Origin of the sequence: Paenibacillus taiwanensis DSM 18679, assembly GCF_000425125.1 — a bacterium.
Lineage (GTDB): Bacteria > Bacillota > Bacilli > Paenibacillales > Paenibacillaceae > Paenibacillus_B > Paenibacillus_B taiwanensis.
Map to the genome: position 1 here is coordinate 488817 of NZ_KE384308.1, position 20301 is coordinate 509117.

General features: G+C 45.4%; 18 protein-coding genes. 8 read left to right on the forward strand and 10 right to left on the reverse strand.

The window, feature by feature from the left end:
• Positions 1-61: 61 nt before the first annotated feature.
• The 7 genes from H509_RS0120470 to leuC form a co-directional block, all read right to left on the reverse strand.
• Positions 62-334, reverse strand: a complete 273-nt coding sequence (locus tag H509_RS0120470) for a hypothetical protein (protein WP_028546722.1) — start codon at positions 332-334, stop codon at positions 62-64.
• Between the two features lie 27 nt (positions 335-361).
• The gene (nth, locus tag H509_RS0120475) at positions 362-1030 is read right to left on the reverse strand and encodes an endonuclease III (RefSeq protein WP_028546723.1); all 669 of its coding nucleotides are present in this window, start codon (positions 1028-1030) and stop codon (positions 362-364) included.
• Positions 1031-1159: 129 nt separating this feature from the next.
• Positions 1160-3922: an S-layer homology domain-containing protein gene (locus H509_RS0120480; protein WP_028546724.1), complete on the reverse strand. Its 2763-nt coding sequence runs from the start codon at positions 3920-3922 to the stop codon at positions 1160-1162.
• 138 nt (positions 3923-4060) lie between these two features.
• Positions 4061-4669 carry a GerMN domain-containing protein gene (locus H509_RS0120485; protein ID WP_028546725.1) on the reverse strand — a complete coding sequence of 203 codons (609 nt, stop codon included), beginning with the start codon at positions 4667-4669 and terminating at the stop codon, positions 4061-4063.
• A 66-nt stretch (positions 4670-4735) separates the two neighbouring features.
• Complete coding sequence (locus H509_RS0120490; protein ID WP_051287483.1) at positions 4736-6181, reverse strand: N-acetylmuramoyl-L-alanine amidase family protein; 1446 nt, start codon at positions 6179-6181, stop codon at positions 4736-4738.
• A gap of 404 nt (positions 6182-6585) precedes the next feature.
• Complete coding sequence (gene leuD / locus H509_RS0120495; RefSeq protein ID WP_028546727.1) at positions 6586-7200, reverse strand: 3-isopropylmalate dehydratase small subunit; 615 nt, start codon at positions 7198-7200, stop codon at positions 6586-6588.
• Between the two features lie 15 nt (positions 7201-7215).
• Positions 7216-8640 (reverse strand): 3-isopropylmalate dehydratase large subunit, encoded by a 1425-nt coding sequence (gene leuC, locus H509_RS0120500; RefSeq protein ID WP_028546728.1) that lies wholly within the window; start codon positions 8638-8640, stop codon positions 7216-7218.
• A 130-nt stretch (positions 8641-8770) separates the two neighbouring features.
• Between leuC and H509_RS26180 the strand changes: the two genes are divergently transcribed.
• On the forward strand, positions 8771-9754 hold the full coding sequence (locus tag H509_RS26180; RefSeq protein WP_051287485.1) for a LysR family transcriptional regulator: 984 nt from the start codon (positions 8771-8773) through the stop codon (positions 9752-9754).
• Between the two features lie 20 nt (positions 9755-9774).
• On the opposite strand, the gene H509_RS0120510 is transcribed toward H509_RS26180, so the two are convergent.
• Positions 9775-11757, reverse strand: a complete 1983-nt coding sequence (locus H509_RS0120510; protein WP_051287488.1) for a glycoside hydrolase family 3 protein — start codon at positions 11755-11757, stop codon at positions 9775-9777.
• A gap of 21 nt (positions 11758-11778) precedes the next feature.
• Positions 11779-12609, reverse strand: a complete 831-nt coding sequence (locus tag H509_RS0120515) for a carbon-nitrogen family hydrolase (RefSeq protein WP_028546730.1) — start codon at positions 12607-12609, stop codon at positions 11779-11781.
• Positions 12610-12816: 207 nt separating this feature from the next.
• On the opposite strand from H509_RS0120515, the gene H509_RS0120520 reads away from it, so the two are divergent.
• On the forward strand, positions 12817-13224 hold the full coding sequence (locus H509_RS0120520) for a type IV secretion system protein VirB6 (RefSeq protein WP_245596209.1): 408 nt from the start codon (positions 12817-12819) through the stop codon (positions 13222-13224).
• Positions 13225-13333: 109 nt separating this feature from the next.
• A complete protein-coding gene (locus tag H509_RS0120525; protein WP_028546732.1) occupies positions 13334-14524 on the forward strand; it encodes a pyridoxal phosphate-dependent aminotransferase in 1191 nt (396 codons plus the stop codon).
• Between the two features lie 31 nt (positions 14525-14555).
• On the opposite strand, the gene H509_RS27830 is transcribed toward H509_RS0120525, so the two are convergent.
• The gene (locus H509_RS27830) at positions 14556-14972 is read right to left on the reverse strand and encodes a hypothetical protein (RefSeq protein ID WP_157277855.1); all 417 of its coding nucleotides are present in this window, start codon (positions 14970-14972) and stop codon (positions 14556-14558) included.
• Here H509_RS27830 and proB point away from each other — a divergent pair.
• The 5 genes from proB to H509_RS0120550 all read left to right on the forward strand — a co-directional run bounded on the left by proB (position 14964) and on the right by H509_RS0120550 (position 20296).
• Positions 14964-16064 carry a glutamate 5-kinase gene (gene proB, locus H509_RS0120530; RefSeq protein WP_028546733.1) on the forward strand — a complete coding sequence of 367 codons (1101 nt, stop codon included), beginning with the start codon at positions 14964-14966 and terminating at the stop codon, positions 16062-16064. The genes H509_RS27830 and proB overlap by 9 nt on opposite strands.
• Before the next feature lie 87 nt (positions 16065-16151).
• Positions 16152-17399 carry a glutamate-5-semialdehyde dehydrogenase gene (locus tag H509_RS0120535; RefSeq protein WP_028546734.1) on the forward strand — a complete coding sequence of 416 codons (1248 nt, stop codon included), beginning with the start codon at positions 16152-16154 and terminating at the stop codon, positions 17397-17399.
• 136 nt (positions 17400-17535) lie between these two features.
• Positions 17536-18411, forward strand: a complete 876-nt coding sequence (proC, locus tag H509_RS0120540) for a pyrroline-5-carboxylate reductase (RefSeq protein WP_028546735.1) — start codon at positions 17536-17538, stop codon at positions 18409-18411.
• Complete coding sequence (locus H509_RS0120545; protein ID WP_028546736.1) at positions 18408-19622, forward strand: 2,3-diketo-5-methylthiopentyl-1-phosphate enolase; 1215 nt, start codon at positions 18408-18410, stop codon at positions 19620-19622. Before proC ends, H509_RS0120545 begins: the two co-directional genes overlap by 4 nt.
• Positions 19622-20296 carry a 2-hydroxy-3-keto-5-methylthiopentenyl-1-phosphate phosphatase gene (locus tag H509_RS0120550; protein ID WP_028546737.1) on the forward strand — a complete coding sequence of 225 codons (675 nt, stop codon included), beginning with the start codon at positions 19622-19624 and terminating at the stop codon, positions 20294-20296. Before H509_RS0120545 ends, H509_RS0120550 begins: the two co-directional genes overlap by 1 nt.
• Positions 20297-20301: the final 5 nt, after the last annotated feature.

The following is a 20301-nucleotide window of genomic DNA, read 5'->3' on the forward strand; positions in this document are numbered from 1 at the left end:
CTTATAAAAAAAGAAGAAACCGAGATGCTCGGCTTCCTCAATTTGCCTGCAAACTCGGTTTCTAGTGTACCATATTTTGCTCTACAGGGAGAATAATTTCGAATTGTTTTCCATGCTGCAAAATGGTAATATCTTTATTTTTTACACGCATTACAACTACATCACGCTTTTGACGCATACGGTCTATGTACTGCTCAGGCACTTCACCCGCACCATATACGGTCACACCGTCGACTACAATTTCTTCATCGTCCTGTACGGTTTGCTGCATTAATTTCTCATAAATATCCGAAAACTGTTCAAAATTGTCTGTGTATACCGAAATACATTTCAATTCAACCGCCCACCCATTCAGCTTTATTTATTTTCCATTGTTTCTCCGCTGCTCCGCTTTCATACGTGTTTTCCCAAATTTACACATATCCAATAACAGACAGACTTCACATCTTGGGGATTGTGCTTTACAGTGATATCGACCAAAAAAGATGAAGCGATGATGTGTTAATGTCCATTCCACACGTGGAACTTTACGCATCAACTTCTTCTCCACTTCCAGTACACTATCCGTCTCATCCGCCAATCCCAGACGCTTCGACACCCGCTCTACGTGTGTATCCACCGCAATGGCAGGTACGCCGAACGCTGTAGACATTACGACATTAGCCGTCTTCCGTCCTACGCCAGGAAGCTCAGTTAATTGTTCATGTTTCTGAGGCACTTCACCGTTATATTTGTCAAGCAGGATCTGACATAACTTTTGAATGTTCTTCGCCTTATTGCGGAACAAGCCAATTCGACGGATATCCTGCTCTAATTGCTCCAATGGAACCGCTAAGTAGTCTTCCGGGGTCTTATATTTATGAAATAAGTTAACCGTTACTTTGTTGACTGTCTCATCGGTGCACTGAGCAGACAACAGTACGGCAATCGTCAATTCAAACGGATTCGAATGAATTAATTCACAATGCGCATCCGGAAACATTTCGCCAAGCGTATCCAGAACACGGCGAACACGAGCGCTTGTCGCCACTCTTTATTCCTCCTTATAAAGTCTACTTTAGCATTATAACACCGGATTAACATTAAACCTACAGAAACTAAAAAACCGTTCCACCCAATTATTGGACGAAACGGCATTCTAGGTAGCTACACGTATCGACTACTGCTTCTCAATCTCAATAATTTGTCCATTTAAGAAGTACAGGACGATCTTGTCATCACTCTTCAGCGAAGAGATTGATAACGTCTCACCCGTCGTATTACGAATAACAACATTTGCATTTAGTGTCCAATAATATTCGGTATCTGACAAGCTGCTCCGCTTCACATACAACTGCTTGGCACCCGCGTCATATTTCCAGAAATCATGCTTACGGCCAGCCAACACCTTCAAGTTGGTGCCATTTTTGGCATCTTTACGAACTTCAACACGATCACCGACTTTGAGCGCACCAACAGCAGTTGTTGACGTAGTGTCCAAAATTACGGTCAACCCACTTGCTGACTGATGAGATGTCGTTTGCCCATTATAATCCTTTACAACAACTATACCATTTGTCGTATCAACAGATTCTACTCGGCCTGCTGTAACGGCAACTTTACGCAGTTCAACTAACGAACGACCATCAAAGACGGCATTCAGCACGTCATTAGCATTTAAATTGCTTAACGTAAGCTTCTCATTGTTCACACCATAGATGGGTGTGGAGCTAAGTGAAAATTCTTCAACTTGACGATTTGTGGCATTACGCAACGTAATTCGATTAGTTGAAGTATTGAGGGAAGCAACCTCAAATTGATGGTAGCTGCGGACAGACAACGACATTACTGAATTTTGATCGCCGGATAACATCGCAGTTACAAAATCACCATTTTTAATGTCAGTAATTTTGGCACTGGAGTTGCCGTACATTTCGATACCAATCGTATTAGACTGGTATGGCAGTGTCACAAAATCATCGTTAGCTAGCTGCAACGTAATCGTTCGGGATGAAGGGCTTGCCACGATCAGCTTGCCTTCATATTTGTATACATATTGTACTACAAGAGCTTTCTTATTAATATGTTTTACATTTACTTTACGGTTGCTCGTGAGCATGGAAGTAATCGTTGATGCAGGTACTTCGCTGCCGTTAAATTCATATTTTGTGCCGTCATTTAATGTCACAACATAAGGTGTATTTTTATCGTCTACAACTGTCAGCAGCTTCTTGGCAGCATCATAACCAATAACAGACACACCGTATAAGTTCTCTACTTTACGGCTAAGCACTTCAATCCGAGCTACTTTGTCCTCACCGTTAACCGTGAGTTTTACTCGATCCCCATACTCACCTGCAATTAACTCACCCAACGACGGATTAATTAGTCCTGGAATTACAACTGCAACTTGGCTCGCTAACACTTTAGCTTCCAACTTGTTATTATCCTTTACGACGGTAATAGATGTCATATTCGGACTAAAGCTGTCTACTCGACCCTCTACGCTAGTCGCTGGCGCAGTTGCCATAACGATTGATGAAATAGCGCTGTTCTTCACACTAAACGTAATTACATCGTTCACTTTGAGATCCTTTATATCTTTTAGGACGTTATCATAGCGTACCGTCACATCTTCTGCTATCCGGTAAGTCTCTGAATCCCCTTGCTCAAGCTTAATCGTAACCATCCGGCTATTTACATCAACCGATGTAATCGTTCCTTTGCCTGTCTTATTAACCGGGCCAGACTTCACTTGAATCTCCAACACTTTACGATCTTTGGAAAACGTCTCACGAGTAATTGTTAACTCCGAATCAGGAGTCAGTTTATCTGTGGTGATCACGGCCCCGCTAGCGTCCTTAATCAACGTGTTACCTTCATATAACACAGTGTCTAAATCTTCACGTCCACTATATTTAACATAGAGCTTCTTCTCACTTGGAACAGCGTATTTCAATGTAGTTTGCACCGTTTCGACTTGCTGCTCTGTACTAAGCAGCTCCACGTATGAAGCACTGCCCAATTGGCCAATGACACGAACTTTAGTATACATCGGGATATCTTTTGCCGAAATAGATTTGTCGTTGTCCGCTTTGTACCACATCGTTTTGTTGTCGATGCGATAATTAGCCCATTTGTTATCTTCCGTATAAAGTCTAAGCTCGCTATCTGTGACAGCACCAACGATACCGGCAACAACACTACTATATGTTATATTTGCTATCGCTTCGCCGCGGCTGAAAAAAGTGGCAATCTGGGCGCGATTGACATTACCTTGCGGTTCAAATTTGTTATTGCTCATTCCGGTAGTCAGTTGAAGATCCAGTGCTACATTTACATAACCAAGCGCACTGGCACTGATCTTGCTGTTGTCAGCAAAGGAAGTCGGCTTATTCTTTACCTCTAGCGCAGCACTTTCTTTGCCAACTGCACGGACCAAAATTTTGGTGATCCACTCCCGAGATGCTTTTTGATCACCCCAAGGTTTCTTCGGGTCTGGATTCTTTAATTCCTCGTTCTTATCCAGTAGTCCTTTCTGGAATGCAAGTACGATGTACGGCTTAAAGTAATTTCCAACTTTGAAATCAGCTGGCAAGGCAACTGATTCGTCATTACTCAGTTGACCCTCCAAATTCATAAATCGAATCGCCAGTGCAATCGCTTCCTGCTGCGTAATGTCATCCCCTGGTCTGAACTTGCCATTGTTACCTTTGAGGATGCCTTGTGCAGCCAATTTATGTATATGTTTTTCCGCCCAGTGACCTAACTTCACATCACTGAATACTGGACTAATGCCTGAATTTGCTGTATTTTGCGTACTATTGATACCAGCTTGTCCAGCCTCGGCAGCTAAAGCCGCTGGAACTACTGATAACGTCAATGATAAAGCTAAAATAGCACTAGTCACTGCCCGTACAGGTTTGCTGGAATTATTATGCATAATCGTTTCTCCTTTGTATTAAAAATCCGTTAAGAACTTTATAATTCGACAGAAACAGGGGCATTTCCTGCCCCTGTTCGGTAATGTAATACGCAAATGTAATTAAATTACTTCTTCACTTTTGCTTTTGGGCTCATATTAGGGCCGTTTAATTGGATGATCAAGTGTGACATGACCCATTAAACTTTCCTCAGACTTTCCATCCACAAGAATGTCGATCGCTTTGACCTCTTCAAATTGGAATAACGTCTTCGTAAGAGCGTCAATTGCAAATGCTTCTCCGCCCGCTCCCAAATGCCCGTGCTCCGTAATGTGAACGTCTACCGTTAATATCCCTTTCTCGTCAAGCTTGTGGGATTTAAATTCATTTTGATCCCACAAAGGGACATACTTAGCATCGTCCGACTTCTGAAGTGCCTTCAAAGCAGCCCCGATCTTCTCTCCATCATCTTTAAATGTAATCTTTGTTGTATAGGACAACAATTCCATAATCTGATCATCTGTTGCATAAACGGTAATTTGCTGTTCTTTCTGTTCAGGTTTCTTGACTGGCTCTTTATCTACAGTAGGTTGCTCCGTACCCGGCGTAGTTGTCCCCGTTCCAGTCGTCGGCTGTTCAGTGCCAGCAGTAGGTGGATCTGTTACACCCTTCCCGTCACCGTTGGATAAATTCTTATCACCACAGGCGGATACAAGCCCCACCGCAAGAACTAAAGTTACAAGACCTAACCAATTGCGTTTCTTCATCTAAATGACCTCCTTTAGTCGTTATAACGCAGCAGTGCCTGTCCAGGTTGCAAAATGTGCGAACGATTATGACAATCCAAGCTGAGCCTTCAAACCGTTCACGATCTGCTGCGCAACACGATATTGGAAATCTTCAGTAAACATAACAGCCTCTTCGTCAGGGTTCGTTAAGAACCCGATCTCAAGTAGAATGCCAGGCATCTTTGTGTTGCGAGTTACATGATGATCAGCAACCTTGGCGTACCGGTCTTTGAACTGCGTCCCTTTAAGCAAGTACTTATGCATAAGTTCTGCAAACGCCTTGCTTTCGTTGCGATAATAGTAAGTCTCTGTTCCGCTAACTGTAGGCTTATTGTCAATACTGTTCGCATGAATGGACACAAACAAGTCTGCCTGCAGGTCGTTTGCAATCTTTGCCCGTTCAGACAATTCTAAAAACACGTCTGTACTGCGCGTCAGCACGATATTAAGCTTCGGTTCCTTTACAGCCAATTCAGCGACCTTATTTGCAATCTGCAAATTCAAGTCTTTCTCATATCGCTTGCGAACACTCACCGCACCAGAATCATGTGCACCGTGTCCGGCGTCAACCACAACGGTGTACTTCCCATCCGGCTTAGTAGGCTTGGTCGGATTCGTTGGATTGGTAGTTTCCCCCGTTGAAGCACTCAATTCGATTGAAACTAGACCTTGTCCGTTTCTTGTTACTTTGCTATCCAGCTTGTAATTTCCATCGATGACAAAACGCGTCGTATTCGGCGATGTGCTAAACATCGCAAAGCGGACTTTCTGCACATCTGGATAATCCGTAATCGGCATCTCACCCTGCCCATTATTATCAAAGCCAAACTTTTCATTAAATTCATTAGAAAAATTTGAGTTAGGGAAATCAACAACGACCCGATCAGGATTTGTCATAGTCATAATCTTCGGTTCAACATCACGACTTAATGCAATATGTAACGTGTTCGAGAAAAAATCAAAGTCTTTAACTAATACATCGCCAGTTGCAGGAGGTGTTATCTCACCTGAGTTCCCATTGCCTGTATCAGGAGGATTAACTACTGCGCCTTCATCTGATGTAAATAAATACACAGACTTTGATTCGTTATCCCAGTCAACCTTTAATCCTAAGCTTTCGCCAACAAACCGCAGTGGAACAAGCGTTGATCCATTCTTCACCATAGGAGCCACATCTAGTTGAGTCGTCTTGCCATTAATGGACGCTGTGTTCTTGTCAACGGTTAGTAAAATGGTACTAGTTCCGTTCTTTATAGAAATCGTTCGCGCCTTCTGATTCCAGTCAACCTTGTAGCCTAATTCCTCCGACACAACGCGAATCGGTATCATGACAGAATTGCTAACCATTATAACTGGTTCGGGAAGCTTGATTGAACTCCCATTCAGATATAATGTGGGCTGTGTGGCAGCCGCCCCCGTCTGGGGAAATACAAGACAAAACAACATGGTCAACAACATACTTGCTAGTAAATGGATTTTTTTATGCTGCATCTTCACCTCTACATCCTTTCTTGTTGTTCTGACTCTTTGAAACTATGAGAAACCGTTCAAAGAAACAGACGTTATTTTAGACGTTAAATGCAGACAAAAGTTGCGCTAATTCAACATAAAGATAACAAACTAATTCTACCATTTACATGCAAAATTCGATAGTCCTGACACGAAAATAGATTCAAATAGTTGTTGCAAATTGGCGATCGCGTAACACCATATTAAAGCTGGCAACATCATCTGTCATTGGCACTACTTAACTCTCCTGATGGAGGTAGATCAAGCAGTGCCCACAATACCTCCCCAACTCAAAGCGGCACATAAAAAAGAGTGCTGTGCGAGAATACGAAATACGTTTCCCCGCCACAGCACCCTATATAAAGGTGAAATGAAACCCGATGAAATTAGGCTTGGACCGGATAAGCAATGGTGTCGGCATGCTGAGCTTCATATTTAGCAATAGCCTCATCATGCTTTAATGTTAAGCCGATATCATCCAAACCTTGAAGCAAAAATTGACGGCGGTGCTCGTCAAGGTCAAAGGAATAAACTAAACCGTAGTCGTCCTTTAACTGTTTGTTCTCAAGATCAATCTCCAAATGATAATTCGCATATTGAGCTGTACGCTGGAACAACTCTTCCACTTGTTCTTCGGACAACTGAATAGGCAGAATGCCATTTTTAAAGCAGTTATTGTAGAAAATGTCGGCATAAGATGGCGCAATTACACATCTGAAACCAAAATCCAATATGGCCCACGGGGCATGCTCCCGCGAAGATCCACAACCAAAGTTAGCACGAGAAATCAATACACTTGCGCCCTGGTAAGCCGGTTGGTTTAATGGAAACGATTCAATCTTGTTGCCCTGCTCATCAAAGCGCCATTCAAAAAACAAAAATTGACCAAATCCACTACGCTCTATACGTTTTAAAAATTGTTTCGGAATAATCGCATCTGTATCCACGTTGACCCGATCTACCGGAGCGACAAGTCCTTTTAATGTCGTAAATGGTTGCATCACGATGACCTCCTTCTAATTCATAACTTCCGTTTTAATTTCCCAGCCACGTACATCTACGAACCGTCCTTTGATAGCCGCTGCCGCTGCCATTGCGGGCGACACAAGGTGCGTACGACCGCCACGACCTTGACGCCCTTCAAAGTTGCGGTTGGACGTCGAAGCACAACGCTGTCCGGGTTGAAGGACATCCGGATTCATTGCAAGGCACATGCTGCAACCAGCCTCACGCCATTCGAATCCCGCTTCGGTAAATACTTTATCCAAGCCCTCCGCTTCAGCCTGCTGCTTTACACGCCCAGAGCCTGGTACTACAATTGCGGTTACACGTTCACTCACTTTGTACCCTCTAGCCACCTCTGCCGCAGCACGAAGATCTTCAATTCGACCATTCGTACATGAACCGATAAACACATAATCAATCTCGATTTCTGTCATCGGAGTTCCAGGGAGCAAATCCATATATTCAAGCGCCTTCTCGGACGCCTTTCGCTCATTCTCGGTCTGAAAGTCTGCTGGGTTCGGAACTGATGCGGTAATGTCCGTACCCATTCCTGGACTCGTACCCCAAGTTACTTGCGGGATAAGCGACTCTACATCAAATTCCACCACTGTATCATAGGCTGCGCCTTCATCTGTAGTAAGCTGTGCCCATTGTGCTACAGCCTTATCATATGCCTCGCCTTGCGGGACATACTGGCGTCCTTTCAAATAGCTGAATGTAGTTTCGTCAGGGGCAATCAACCCCGCCCGAGCGCCACCTTCGATGGACATGTTACATACCGTCATACGTTCTTCCATCGTCAGTTCGCGTATTGCCTCGCCTGTATATTCAATGACATATCCCGTCGCAAAATCAGTTCCGTACTTCGCAATAACACCTAGAATCATATCTTTTGCTGTTACACCTGGCTTGCGCTTGCCAACAAAGCGCACCTCCATCGTCTTGGATTTAGCCTGCTGCAAACATTGAGTAGCCATGACATGCTCTACTTCACTTGTTCCGATACCAAACGCGAGTGCGCCAAATGCGCCATGTGTTGACGTATGGCTGTCACCACATACAATCGTCTTGCCTGGATGCGTCAATCCAATTTCCGGCCCCATTACGTGCACGACACCTTGATCTAAATTGTTCAAGTCAAACAGCTTCACGCCAAAATCAGCACAATTTTGCGATAGAGTGTCAATCTGCTGCTTGGAAATCGGATCTGTAATATTAAACCGATCCTTTGTAGGTACATTATGATCCATCGTCGCGTATGTCAAATCAGGACGTCTCACTTTGCGTCCGCTAAGACGAAGACCTTCAAAAGCTTGCGGGGATGTAACCTCATGTACTAAATGTAGATCAATATACAAAATGCTCGGCTTTCCCTCTTCTTGTACAATTACATGCTGATCCCAAATCTTTTCAAATAACGTTCTCTTCTTGGACATAATCCTCACCTCTCGCGACGTATTCGTTTCCTTCGCTTCTCTATGTTGACATCAATATAGCATTTCCTTCTTCATTGTTCCAAGATATAATATCTATAGAGTTAATAGGTTTTGACTATAAGGAGGCGCTATGGAAATACGTCAATTGCAATACGCACTGCAAATTGCAGAAGAACGCAACTTTTCAAGAGCGGCGGAAAAGCTTCATATTGCACAGCCCTCATTAAGCCAGCAATTATCCAAGTTGGAAAAGGAAATCGGTGTACTGCTGTTTCAACGCACGACCAATTCCGTAGAAATGACTTATGCAGGTGAAGTGTTTATCGACCGTGCCCAGAAAATTGTTGATTCACTCGAACAACTTAAACGAGAAATGTCAGATATTTCACAAACGAAAACAGGTAAAGTTGTAATCGGCACGATGCCCATTACCGGTTCACATATTTTGCCGCACGTAGTTCCGTCTTTTCACAAAAGATATCCCGACATTGAGCTTGTACTGACCGAAGAACCCTCCACATCTAATTTAGTAAAGTTGACAGCACAAGGTAAAACGGATTTTTGCCTCTTGTCGCTGCCAATACAGGAACCCTCACTTACCTACGAGCCAATCGTAGATGAAGAGATTGTAATATCGGTTCCGCATGACCATCCTTTGGCAGCGTCTACATTAGAAGGTCTCACGTCCAGTCATCGCAGACCGATTTCGTTGCACGAAGTGAAACATGAGCCTTTTATTTTTCTAAAAAAAGGACAGGGCTTCCGTCAAATTACACTGGATATGTGTCGTAATGCTGGCTTTGAGCCCCGAGTTGTATTTGAGAGCAGCAACATGGAAACTGTACAGTCACTTGTCGCTGCCGGTATGGGTATTTCATTTGTGCCTTCTTTTATCGCATCCGCACCACGAAGCGAGTTCGTACCGGCGTATATTCCGATAGAGGGGCGTCCAGCCCGTACACTAGTGCTGGCTTACCGATCAGGCCGGTATATGTCCAATGCTGCGCAAGCGTTTATGCAAACGATAAAAGAAACGGTTGCCGCGCAATTCGGCAACCGTGTCATTTCTTCTCCAGTTCAAGCGCTGCTCCAACTGGAACCAGAAGAAGAATAAATTGGGCTGAGCGCTGCTCATTACGCTGAGTGCTCAATTGGCAGCGTTCCGCCAGAACGCTGCCTGCTCCATAACATGTCTATAGCAGCCCGTATATTAGCCTCCATTAAACCATAGGTTGCTACTGCGAAAGGATAGTCCTTTAGTTTGTTGATGTCATAAGGCGAGGAGGAAGCAATAAGCCCAAATGCGACCTCCTTCTCCTTTAGCAGTTGGATTACAGCTTGTACCGTCTTTTGTTGCGCGGGTTGAAGCTGTGCATCTCGAGAAACGACAAGCACAGCATCACTGGAATGCAAAGATTTGAACTGTGTTAAGGCACGAAGCTGCTTAATGTTCATGCCTGCCTTGATTGTAGTCGTCTCGGTACTTAGCGTACGTGTTCCCGCTGCTGGATGGCGCGAGATCGAATCAAGTAAAGCTGCATTCATCACCTTTAACGCATAGGAATCCGTACCTACGAGTATGACGCGTTTTGTTGCTGTGCTAATAAAAGGAAGATTGGAGTCTGGACCAACAAACGTAACGGCTTGCTCTGCTACCTGTTGAGCAAATTTCTTGTCACCATTACTATTTAACCACTGTTCGGCTGTTGCTAATCGTTCTTTCACACCAAGCGGTTTCGTATGATCAAGCACTCCATATCTCGCTTTAACTGTTAATATACGAATGACGCTTTCCTGAATCCGCTCTTTTGTTATACGACCCTGTTCAACTGCCGCAACTATCGTATGCTTAAGCTTGTTAGGCTGTGTTGGCATCAACAGCACATCAGCGCCTGCCTCAATCGCCCGCATAGCCGCTTCCTCAGCTCCAAAATGCTCCGTAATTGCCCCCATATTTAACGCATCCGTCATAATTACACCATCATAGTTTAATTGCTCCCGCAGCACTCCTTGCAAAATAGGCTTGGACAGCGTAGCAGGCAGATAAATCTGACTGTTGTCTTTCTTCGATGAAACACGAGACGCATCCATAGCTGGTACGGTCATATGTGCCGTCATCATGACGTCAACCCCGGCCTTAATTGCCGCGCGAAAAGGAGGAAGATCAACCTCTTCCATTTTGCCGATCGTGTGCCTCAACTCTGGAAGCCCTAGATGTGAGTCCGTATTCGTGTCTCCGTGTCCTGGAAAGTGCTTAACTACCGCAGGAATATTAGCTTGATGCATCCCTTCTATATAAGCTTGCACAAAGTCACGTACACGTTTAGGTGAAGAGCCAAAGGAACGAATGCCTATGACCGGATTGTCCGGATTTACATTTACATCTGCGACAGGCGCAAAATTCATCGTAAATCCTAGTTTCACAAGGTTGTCATTCATACGCTTTGCTGTTTCGCGTGCAAGCTCTAGTTTACCTGTCGCTGCAAGAGCCATATTCCCATTAAATGGCGACATAAAAGAAAGCCGTGTTACCAAGCCGCCCTCTTGGTCTACACCTATCCAGACAGGCACTTTTGCAACGAGATGCTGGAGCATCGTTGTATGCCCCACCGTCTCTTCCACCGTGCGCAACTGATCGCGAAACAAGATTACGCCACCTGGCTGAATTGTTTCTAGCGCCTGCTCTATTGCCAAGTCTGGTTGTTCTGACTTGACCGCTGATACGTCAACCATAAGTAGCTGTCCAATTTGTTCATCCAAAGACATACGAGCTGCAAAGTCCGTCGCTTGTTGCCTAGCTAATCCAAGCTGCTCTGCGTCGTGCGGCACATCGTTAGGTGTTAGACCATTAACACCATTAGATACATCCGGTTGCGTTTGATCAATGGGTGGAGCTACTCCTTCTGACACTTGGTCTGATGATTGCTCATTGAAGTCAGTTTGGCGCGTTTCTATTCCTACAAGCTGTTTGAAACGCTGAACCCCGTTTCCCCACACGCCGTATATGAGCAACGCCATACAGAGTAATGAGAGTATACTTAACACGGCTGTTAATGATTTCGGTTTGCGTTTAGGTTTGCGTTTAGGCTTGCGCCTGTGGCGCGCTGCGTGGTTCATAGACACGTTTCCTCTTCCCTATTACACATTTTCCGTTAATTGGTATATCGATGCTTTGCGATCCTGAAATACTGGAATACGCCCGCGAACTTCTTGTACAAGTGATAAGGAAAGGTCTGCCTGTATAATTATGTCTTCCTCCCCCGCGTTTGCTACTGTGTCCCCCCAAGGGTCGAGCACGACAGAATGACCAAAGAAAGAAGTCACTTTGCCATCAGCACCGATGCTTGAGCCTACTCGGTTACACGCAACTATGTACAGTTGATTCTCTATAGCACGAGCAGTCAACAGCGTTTGCCAATGATGCAGTCTTGGATGCGGCCACTGGGCTGGGACAAATAACACTTCAACCCCTTGTAACGCCAATGAACGAGTCAATTCCGGAAATCGAAGATCATAACAAATAATAACAGCACACTGTATACCCTCTAATTCAAAGCGGCCCAACTGTTGCCCCGCTTCTAAATAAACATGTTCATTCATTAATCTAAACAAATGAATTTTAGCGTATTCACCAGCTAGCTGCCCATCCTTGTTATAAATGTAAGTGACATTTTGAATGCGCTCGTTCTCTTTTATGGCGACTGAGCCGCCAACTATATGTACTTGATACATGACAGATAATTCTTGCAGCAATTTGCGAGTTCTATCCCCGTTTTCATCCGCAATTTCGTGTATACGTTCTAATGCGTAGCCCGTATTCCACATTTCCGGCAGTACAATTACATCGGGCTTTGGATCAGCGCTTACTGCTTGCTCGATTTTGTGAATCACTTCGTCGTAGTTACGATCCGGTTCGCCAATTTTCACATCCATTTGAATTACGCTTACATGCCATTGTTGATCTGCCATGTTCCCCACCCTTTCATCGTGTCACTTTCTTCCATCATAACGCTTCATGGAATTACGTCAAGTTGGACAAAGTAAGACAGCATCCCCAATATGCGGGCAGCTATTCTATAGATAGATGAAGGGAGCCTCATTATGCGTGTTTTTCCAATTGCACCTGTACGATTCCTATTTGTTTCAGCCTTTTGCTTGTTCTGTACCTTGTTCCACATGACCCCTGTGAGCGCTTTTACACAAAACACACAAACATTGCCACCTGTCCAAGTATTCGATATGGAACAAGAACGTATTGTGAAGTCTGTATCTAATGAAGCGAAATACCAAATGGCCGCGCAGCAATGGCTGCAATCTGTCACTGGACTTTCTCCGCAAATTACGATCGGCAAACGTCCAGGCTACATCGTCAGAATTCCTTTAGAGAAGCCTTTTACTGTACGCCTTGCTAATCAGCAAATTGACACAAGTGATGTTTTTCTAATTTACAGTCCAACGAAGCAGCCGCTGCTTCTCATATTCTCTGCTGACCGCAAGCCTTATATGCTGGAGTTCAAGGCTGACGTGAAACCTTTTATGGAGCAGCTGCTCACGCCGTCACAACCAGGAGCCAACCGACAATAATTCGAGACTCATTGTTAAAAATAAGTATACACTCCCGCCAAAACATGCTAAATTATCGTTATTATTTGGAATACAGCATGCATATAAATTTGTTTCGGAGTGGATGAAGATGGTACAAGCAAAGCCGCAATTTCAAGTTGTTCCCGCAGATCGCATGATGCATCTGCCAACACAATTTTTCTCCAATCTAGTAAAGAAAGCAAACGCACGGATTGCCGAAGGCCATGATGTCATTAATCTTGGCCAAGGCAATCCGGATCTGCCTACACCTGCTCATATTGTGGAATCCCTGCAATCGGCTGCTGCTAATCCTACATATCATCGATATCCGCCATTTAGTGGGTTTCTCTATCTTAAAGAGGCGATTGCGAATCGCTACAAAGAAGATTACAACGTTGATCTTGATCCGGAAACTGAGGTCGCGATCCTGTTTGGAGGCAAGACAGGTCTGGTGGAATTAAGCCAAATTTTGTTGAATCCTGGTGATGTGTGCTTAGTCCCTGATCCGGGATACCCTGACTATTGGTCAGGCGTTGTCTTGTCCGGTGCCGAAATGGTCATGATGCCACTTGTAGAGGCCAATCATTATTTACCTCAATATGAAGACCTGTCTCCTGCTGACTTGGAGCGCGCCAAGCTGATGTTTCTGAATTATCCGAACAACCCTACATCCGCCATTGCCGGCCGCCAATTTTATCAGGACACGGTTTCCTTTGCAGCAAAGCATAACATCATTGTAGCAAGCGACTTCGCTTATGGCGCACTCGGCTTTGATGGGCAGCGTCCTGTTAGTTTCCTGGAGACACCAGGTGCAAAAGAAGTGGGCATTGAGTTCTACACCATGTCCAAGACGTACAACATGGCAGGCTGGCGAGTTGCTTTTGCGGTGGGCAATAAAGATATCGTTCGCTTGATTAACTTGATGCAAGATCATATGTATGTCAGCTTGTTTGGAGCCGTGCAAGAAGCGGCGGCAGCGGCGCTCACCGGACCTCAAGATTCTGTTTATAAGTTGTGCACTACCTACGAGTCACGACGCAATGCAATGTTTAGTGCATTACAAGAAATCGGATGGAAATCGACCCCCTCCGCAGGTTCCTTCTTTGCATGGTTGCCTGTTGCTGACGGTTATGATTCGGTTGCATTTGCAAACAAATTGCTGGAAGAAGCCAATGTTGTCGTCGCAGCAGGTGTTGGATTTGGTAAACATGGTGAAGGATACGTTCGAGTAGGCTTGCTCTCCAGTGAGGAGAGACTAAAAGAAGCGATATACCGGATTGGCGAACTTAAATTGTTTTAAGCGTATTTCGTTAATTCGTTAACTACTGGGCTTAAATTCCGCCCTCGCAATCTTTACAACGGTCAGGATCACGTGTAAACTGATGATTAATAGTTTGCTTGAACTTGATACGTATGACACGTAATGACAGGACCAGTACGCAAGTAACGTCACGTCCAGAGATCAGATGCCAGAGGCTGCAAGCATCTGTCGTGTACAATTGCGGAACCCTACCCTTGAACGGTCTTGACGTCAGAATTTCGGAATCTGGCGTCACCTGAACGGTAAGCCCCGTTATCGGCATTAAGCAGGAAGGCCATACCCAACGCTGGTTGCAATCGGCTGGTTGGAGCATGCCTTCAATGAAGGTGGTACCGCGGAAGCTAAGACTTTCGTCCTTTATAGGATGAAAGTCTTTTTTGTATTCAGATGAACGATAGATGTGAAAAAGGTGGTAGCCATGAATCAACGAATCGTAGTTAAAATTGGCAGCAGTTCTCTAACCTCGGAACATGGCGGATTAAACAAAAATCAAATTAAATATTATGCACATGAGCTGAAATCACTCATTGACTTGGGGTTACAAGTTGTGCTGGTAACCTCTGGTGCTGTTGCGGCAGGATTTCGTGCCATCGGCTACGAAACGCGGCCAAAGCAATTACATGAGAAGCAGGCCGCAGCAGCCGTTGGTCAGGCGCTGCTTATGCAGGCTTATCAAGAAAGCTTGCAGCCTTATGGAATTACGGCTGCACAAATTTTGCTCACACGTCAGGATTTCGCCAATCGCAAGCGCGGGCATAATGCCCACATGACTATTGAGGAACTTCTAAAACAAGGAATGATTCCAATCGTTAATGAAAATGATACGGTCTCCGTCGACGAATTAAAATTCGGTGACAACGACACCTTGTCTGCACTTGTCGCTAATTTAGTGCACGCTGAAAGTGTCATTATTATAACAGACACAGACGGACTCTATACCGCAGACCCTAGATCGAATCCAGATGCACGCCGATTTGAGCGGATCGAGCAAATTACGGATCAAATCTATGCTTACGCAGGAGGGGCGGGCACTTCCGTAGGCACCGGCGGCATGCGTTCCAAGCTCGACGCAGCGCGTATCGCTATGCGTGGAGGTGTCCGTGCGTTCGTAGGGCGTGTACATGAGACAGGCGATCTTCTTCAAGCGGTGAATGGCTCTGGCAAGGGAACTTACTTTGAGACCCAACTGCATTCGCTTCCCGTTAAGAAGCAATGGCTTGGCTTCCACTCTACCCCACTTGGCCGTATTAGCGTGGACGAAGGGGCAGAACATGCTCTACTTATTAAAGGATCAAGTCTGCTCCCAGCAGGAATAACCGACGTACATGGGCAATTCCATCCGGGCGATGTCGTAGAAGTAATCGGTGTGGATGGCCGTCTTATTGGTCGCGGTATAGTCAATTATGACTGTGCACAGCTTCGCAAAGTAGCAGGCTGGTCAACTGCTGAAGTGCTGATGGCACTAGAAGTAGCTAGAATTGAAGTCATTCACCGGGACGAATGGGTCACCCTGCGATAAGCAAAAGCAAGCAACTTCGTGCCTTTTTTTGAGCACCAACTATATGGGTTGGATAGGAATTATATTTTATTAAAGGAGGCTGCAACCATGAGTGAAGTAAGAAGCAAAGCTCAACTGGCTAAACAGGCTGCAATCGGCATGAACAAGTTAACAACAACGCAAAAAAACGAAGCACTCCTGCATATGGCTCATAAGTTGATCGCATTACAGGAGACTATTATTGCCGCAAATAAGCTAGATCTGGAGCGCGGTCGTCAAGCTGGCACATCAGAGTCACTGCTTGATCGACTAGCCTTAACTGAAGCCCGTATTCACGAGATCGCGGAAGGGCTGCGCCAAATTGCCACACTGCCTGACCCTGTTGGAGACGTACTTGCAACGTTTGATCGGCCAAACGGTTTGCACGTCGAGCATATTCGTGTACCGCTTGGTGTAATCGGCATGATCTACGAAGCACGTCCCAACGTTACAGTTGATGCAGCAGGTCTATGTCTTAAAACAGGAAATGCTGTGTTGCTGCGAGGCGGCTCGGCAGCCTTGTCTACGAATAAACGTATTGTAGAAGTGCTGCATGAGGCACTTTTAGACACAGCTATCCCTGTGGATGCTCTTCAAATCATCGAAGATCCTAATCGGGCATCCGTTGATGAGATGTTAACCTTGAACGGTCTGCTGGATGTTGTCATTCCACGCGGAGGAGCTTCCCTCATCCAAAATGTGGTGCAAAATGCAACCGTCCCCGTAATTGAAACGGGTGCTGGTGTATGCCACACTTTTATCGATGCATCTGCTCAGCCGAATATGGCGGCTGAAATTGCCTGGAACGCCAAGGTACAGCGTCCTTCCGTGTGTAATTCAATGGAAACATTGCTTGTGCACCGTCAATACGATCTTGAACAAATAAAGTTATTACTGGCGCGTTATCATGATTCTGGTGTCCGTATTTACGGCTGTTCCTATACACTCGAGATCGCACCGTTTGCAGAGCAGGCGACTGAACAGCATTACAGTACGGAATATAACGATTTCAGCCTCAACGTCAAATTTGTTGACGATATAGACGAAGCTTTGCAGCATATTACGAAACATAGCACAATGCACTCCGAATGCATTGTAACCGAAAACGAGCATCATGCCGCCCGCTTCCTTCAAGAAGTTGATGCGGCAGCAGTTTACCATAATGCTTCAACTCGCTTCACGGACGGATTTGAGTTTGGCTTTGGCGCCGAGATTGGCATCAGCACACAAAAGCTGCATGCTCGTGGACCTATGGGATTGCCAGCCTTGACTTCCAGTAAATATATTGTCTATGGCACAGGTCAGATTCGTAGTTAAAGATGTAAATAAATGAAATTTATATAAGCAAAAGTTAAATAATAGAGACAACATAAACATTGAGCCTCGTACACCAGTTATGATCACAAAAGGATAGAACTGTGGGTCGAGGCTCTACGGATAGGAGTCATAAACGATGAAGCCAACAATTGAGTCAAATCAAATCATTCACACCGCTAACCCTCGATATTGTTTTTTTGGAGCTGGTTCTGCGGCCGAAGCCTTTGTTAAAGGTATGCTGGATAACCACATCACAACAGCCTCTCATGTTACGATGATTAATCGTAATAACGAAGATAGGCTTCGATATTTACGCGAGACATACGGCGTCAGCGCAAGCAATCATGATGAAATCAAAGCTAAATGGCTGCATGAGGCGGATGTCATTATTTTGGCCATGAAACCTAAAGATGCAATCGAAGCTTGTAAGGAGCTGCGTCCACTCCTGCACAACAAAAGCTTGATCGTTTCCATTATTGCAGGCTTGTCCATCTCAACAATTCAACAAATTGTTGGCGAAACCCCAGTTGTACGTACGATGCCCAACACCTCCAGTACGATAGGACTTGGCGCAACAGGTGTATGCTATTCTGCGGAAGCTAATGCAGCGCAACGTTTCATTGCCGAACAAATGCTGAAAGCGATCGGGATTGTGGCAGAAGTGGAAGAAAGTTTACTAGATGCTGTGACAGGGGTATCCGGAAGTGGCCCTGCTTATGTATACTATTTAATGGAAGCAATGATCGAAGCAGCTGCGGAAGAAGGCTTAAGTATGCAGCAGGCGCATGAATTAGTCGTCCAGACTGTTCGTGGTGCTGCCGAGATGGTTCGCTTGACAGGTGAAACTCCTGCTGTTCTACGGCAGAAAGTAACTTCACCTGGAGGAACTACACAAGCAGCTCTGAACGTCTTAAACGAACGCGGCGTAAAAGAAGCTGTCAAAGAAGCAATCGTTCACGCACGCGCACGCGCTGCCGAGATGGGAGAACAGATAGGGAGGGAACTCAGGTGAATCATAACTGCATTGCCACATATCGCTTATATGATGATCGCGCTGATTTTCACAAAAAAGCAGAAAGTATTGCGATTGGGCTTACAGTAGGAAGTTGGACCGATCTGCCGGAACTACAGAAAGAATCTATGCGCAAGCATCTTGGCCGCGTAGAAGGGGTACACATATACGAATCGGATCAACCAGGTGAGCGTTACGCAGACATTGCCATCGCCTACCCGGACGTTAACTTCAGCCATGACATTCCAGCACTGCTTGTGACCGTGTTTGGCAAGCTGTCAATGGACGGTCGGGTAAAATTGATCGACTTGCAATGGTCAGATGACTTCCAGCAAGCATTTGCCGGACCAAAGTTTGGTGTGGATGGCGTACGCAAACTGCTTGGTGTCTATGACAGACCATTGCTGATGAGTATATTCAAGTCCGTCATCGGCCATGATCTGCCAACTTTAAAGGAGCAATTTTACCAGCAGGCGCTAGGCGGCGTTGATCTGATCAAGGATGATGAGATCTTGTTTGAGAATCCACTTACTCCGATTCAGGATCGGGTGCGTGCATGCATGGAGGCAGCTCAGCAGGCCGAGCAAACCACCGGCAAGAAGCTGCTGTATGCCGCCAACTTGACGGGCTCAACCTTTAAGCTGCGTGAACAAGCACTCCGTGCGATTGATGCAGGGGCGAATGCGCTGCTGTTTAACACGCTAAGTTATGGCTACGACGCCCTTCACGGCTTAAGCGCCGATAAAGATATTAACGTCCCGATTCTGGCACATCCTGCAATGGCAGGCGCCCTGTACCCTTCACCGCATTACGGCATATCCGCATCATTACTGCTCGGCAAGCTGATGCGGCTAGCTGGGGCAGACCTGATCCTCTTTCCGTCACCTTATGGCTCGGTAACGATGCCGCGGGAAGATAACCAAGGCATTCGAGCAGCTTGTCTGGATACTCATATGCCGATGAACCGCAGCTTGCCAGTTCCTTCAGCTGGCATTCATCCTGCACTCGTCCCGCTTATTATTAAAGACTTCGGCACAGATGTTGTTGTGAATGCAGGCGGTGGTGTGCATGGACACCCCGATGGCACAGCAAGCGGTGGTCAAGCCTTTGTCCAAGCGATTGAAGCTACGATGCAGGGTATTCAACTAGCTGACTACGCCGCATCACATGCAGAACTGCAAGCGGCATTACATATGTGGGGGAACAAATAATGCACACCAAGAAACGTCGAGTCGTATTTTGCGATTTTGACGGCACTATTACTTTAAATGATAACATCGTCGCACTTATTAAGCATTTTAACCCAGATGGCTGGTCTACTATAGTTGAAGATGTCATCCATGAACGGAAGTCTGTTCGTCAAGGGGTCGGAGAAATGTTCGCCCTGTTACCTTCTTCTTTAAAAGAGCAAGCAGCTCAGCAAGCTATCGCGCAAGCTCAAATCCGCCCTGGCTTTGCACAGTTTCTTCAATATTGCCAGGAGCAAAATATTGACTTTTATGTCACTAGCGGAGGGATTGACTTTTTTGTCTACCCGCTATTGGAGCCGTTTGGCATTCCCGCCGACCATATTTATTGTAATGGCAGTGATTTCAGTGGAGACACGATCCAAATTACGTGGCCTAATGCCTGCCAACCGCCATGCACAAATGATTGCGGGATGTGCAAAACTACGATTGTAAGGCAGTTTCCATCTGAAAAGTACGAACGAATTGTGATCGGCGACAGTGTAACCGACTTTGCAGCGGCCAAGCTAGTAGATACTATTTATGCCCGCTCTCATTTGATTGATAAATGTGAACAACTGCAACTGCCATTCACACGATTCGAGACGTTTTTTGATATTATTGAACATATGTCTATTAACGCAGTCGATAAAGCATAGAAATC

Coding starts and splice junctions, on each gene's coding strand:
- H509_RS0120480 (WP_028546724.1), bottom strand. CDS start 3,922: ATGCATAATAATTCCAGCAAACCTGTACGGGCAGTGACTAGTGCTATT.
- H509_RS0120485 (WP_028546725.1), bottom strand. CDS start 4,669: ATGAAGAAACGCAATTGGTTAGGTCTTGTAACTTTAGTTCTTGCGGTG.
- H509_RS0120490 (WP_051287483.1), bottom strand. CDS start 6,181: ATGCAGCATAAAAAAATCCATTTACTAGCAAGTATGTTGTTGACCATG.
- leuD (WP_028546727.1), bottom strand. CDS start 7,200: ATGCAACCATTTACGACATTAAAAGGACTTGTCGCTCCGGTAGATCGG.
- leuC (WP_028546728.1), bottom strand. CDS start 8,640: ATGTCCAAGAAGAGAACGTTATTTGAAAAGATTTGGGATCAGCATGTA.
- H509_RS26180 (WP_051287485.1), top strand. CDS start 8,771: ATGGAAATACGTCAATTGCAATACGCACTGCAAATTGCAGAAGAACGC.
- H509_RS0120510 (WP_051287488.1), bottom strand. CDS start 11,757: ATGAACCACGCAGCGCGCCACAGGCGCAAGCCTAAACGCAAACCTAAA.
- H509_RS0120515 (WP_028546730.1), bottom strand. CDS start 12,609: ATGGCAGATCAACAATGGCATGTAAGCGTAATTCAAATGGATGTGAAA.
- H509_RS0120520 (WP_245596209.1), top strand. CDS start 12,817: ATGACCCCTGTGAGCGCTTTTACACAAAACACACAAACATTGCCACCT.
- H509_RS0120525 (WP_028546732.1), top strand. CDS start 13,334: ATGGTACAAGCAAAGCCGCAATTTCAAGTTGTTCCCGCAGATCGCATG.
- proB (WP_028546733.1), top strand. CDS start 14,964: ATGAATCAACGAATCGTAGTTAAAATTGGCAGCAGTTCTCTAACCTCG.
- H509_RS0120535 (WP_028546734.1), top strand. CDS start 16,152: ATGAGTGAAGTAAGAAGCAAAGCTCAACTGGCTAAACAGGCTGCAATC.
- proC (WP_028546735.1), top strand. CDS start 17,536: ATGAAGCCAACAATTGAGTCAAATCAAATCATTCACACCGCTAACCCT.
- H509_RS0120550 (WP_028546737.1), top strand. CDS start 19,622: ATGCACACCAAGAAACGTCGAGTCGTATTTTGCGATTTTGACGGCACT.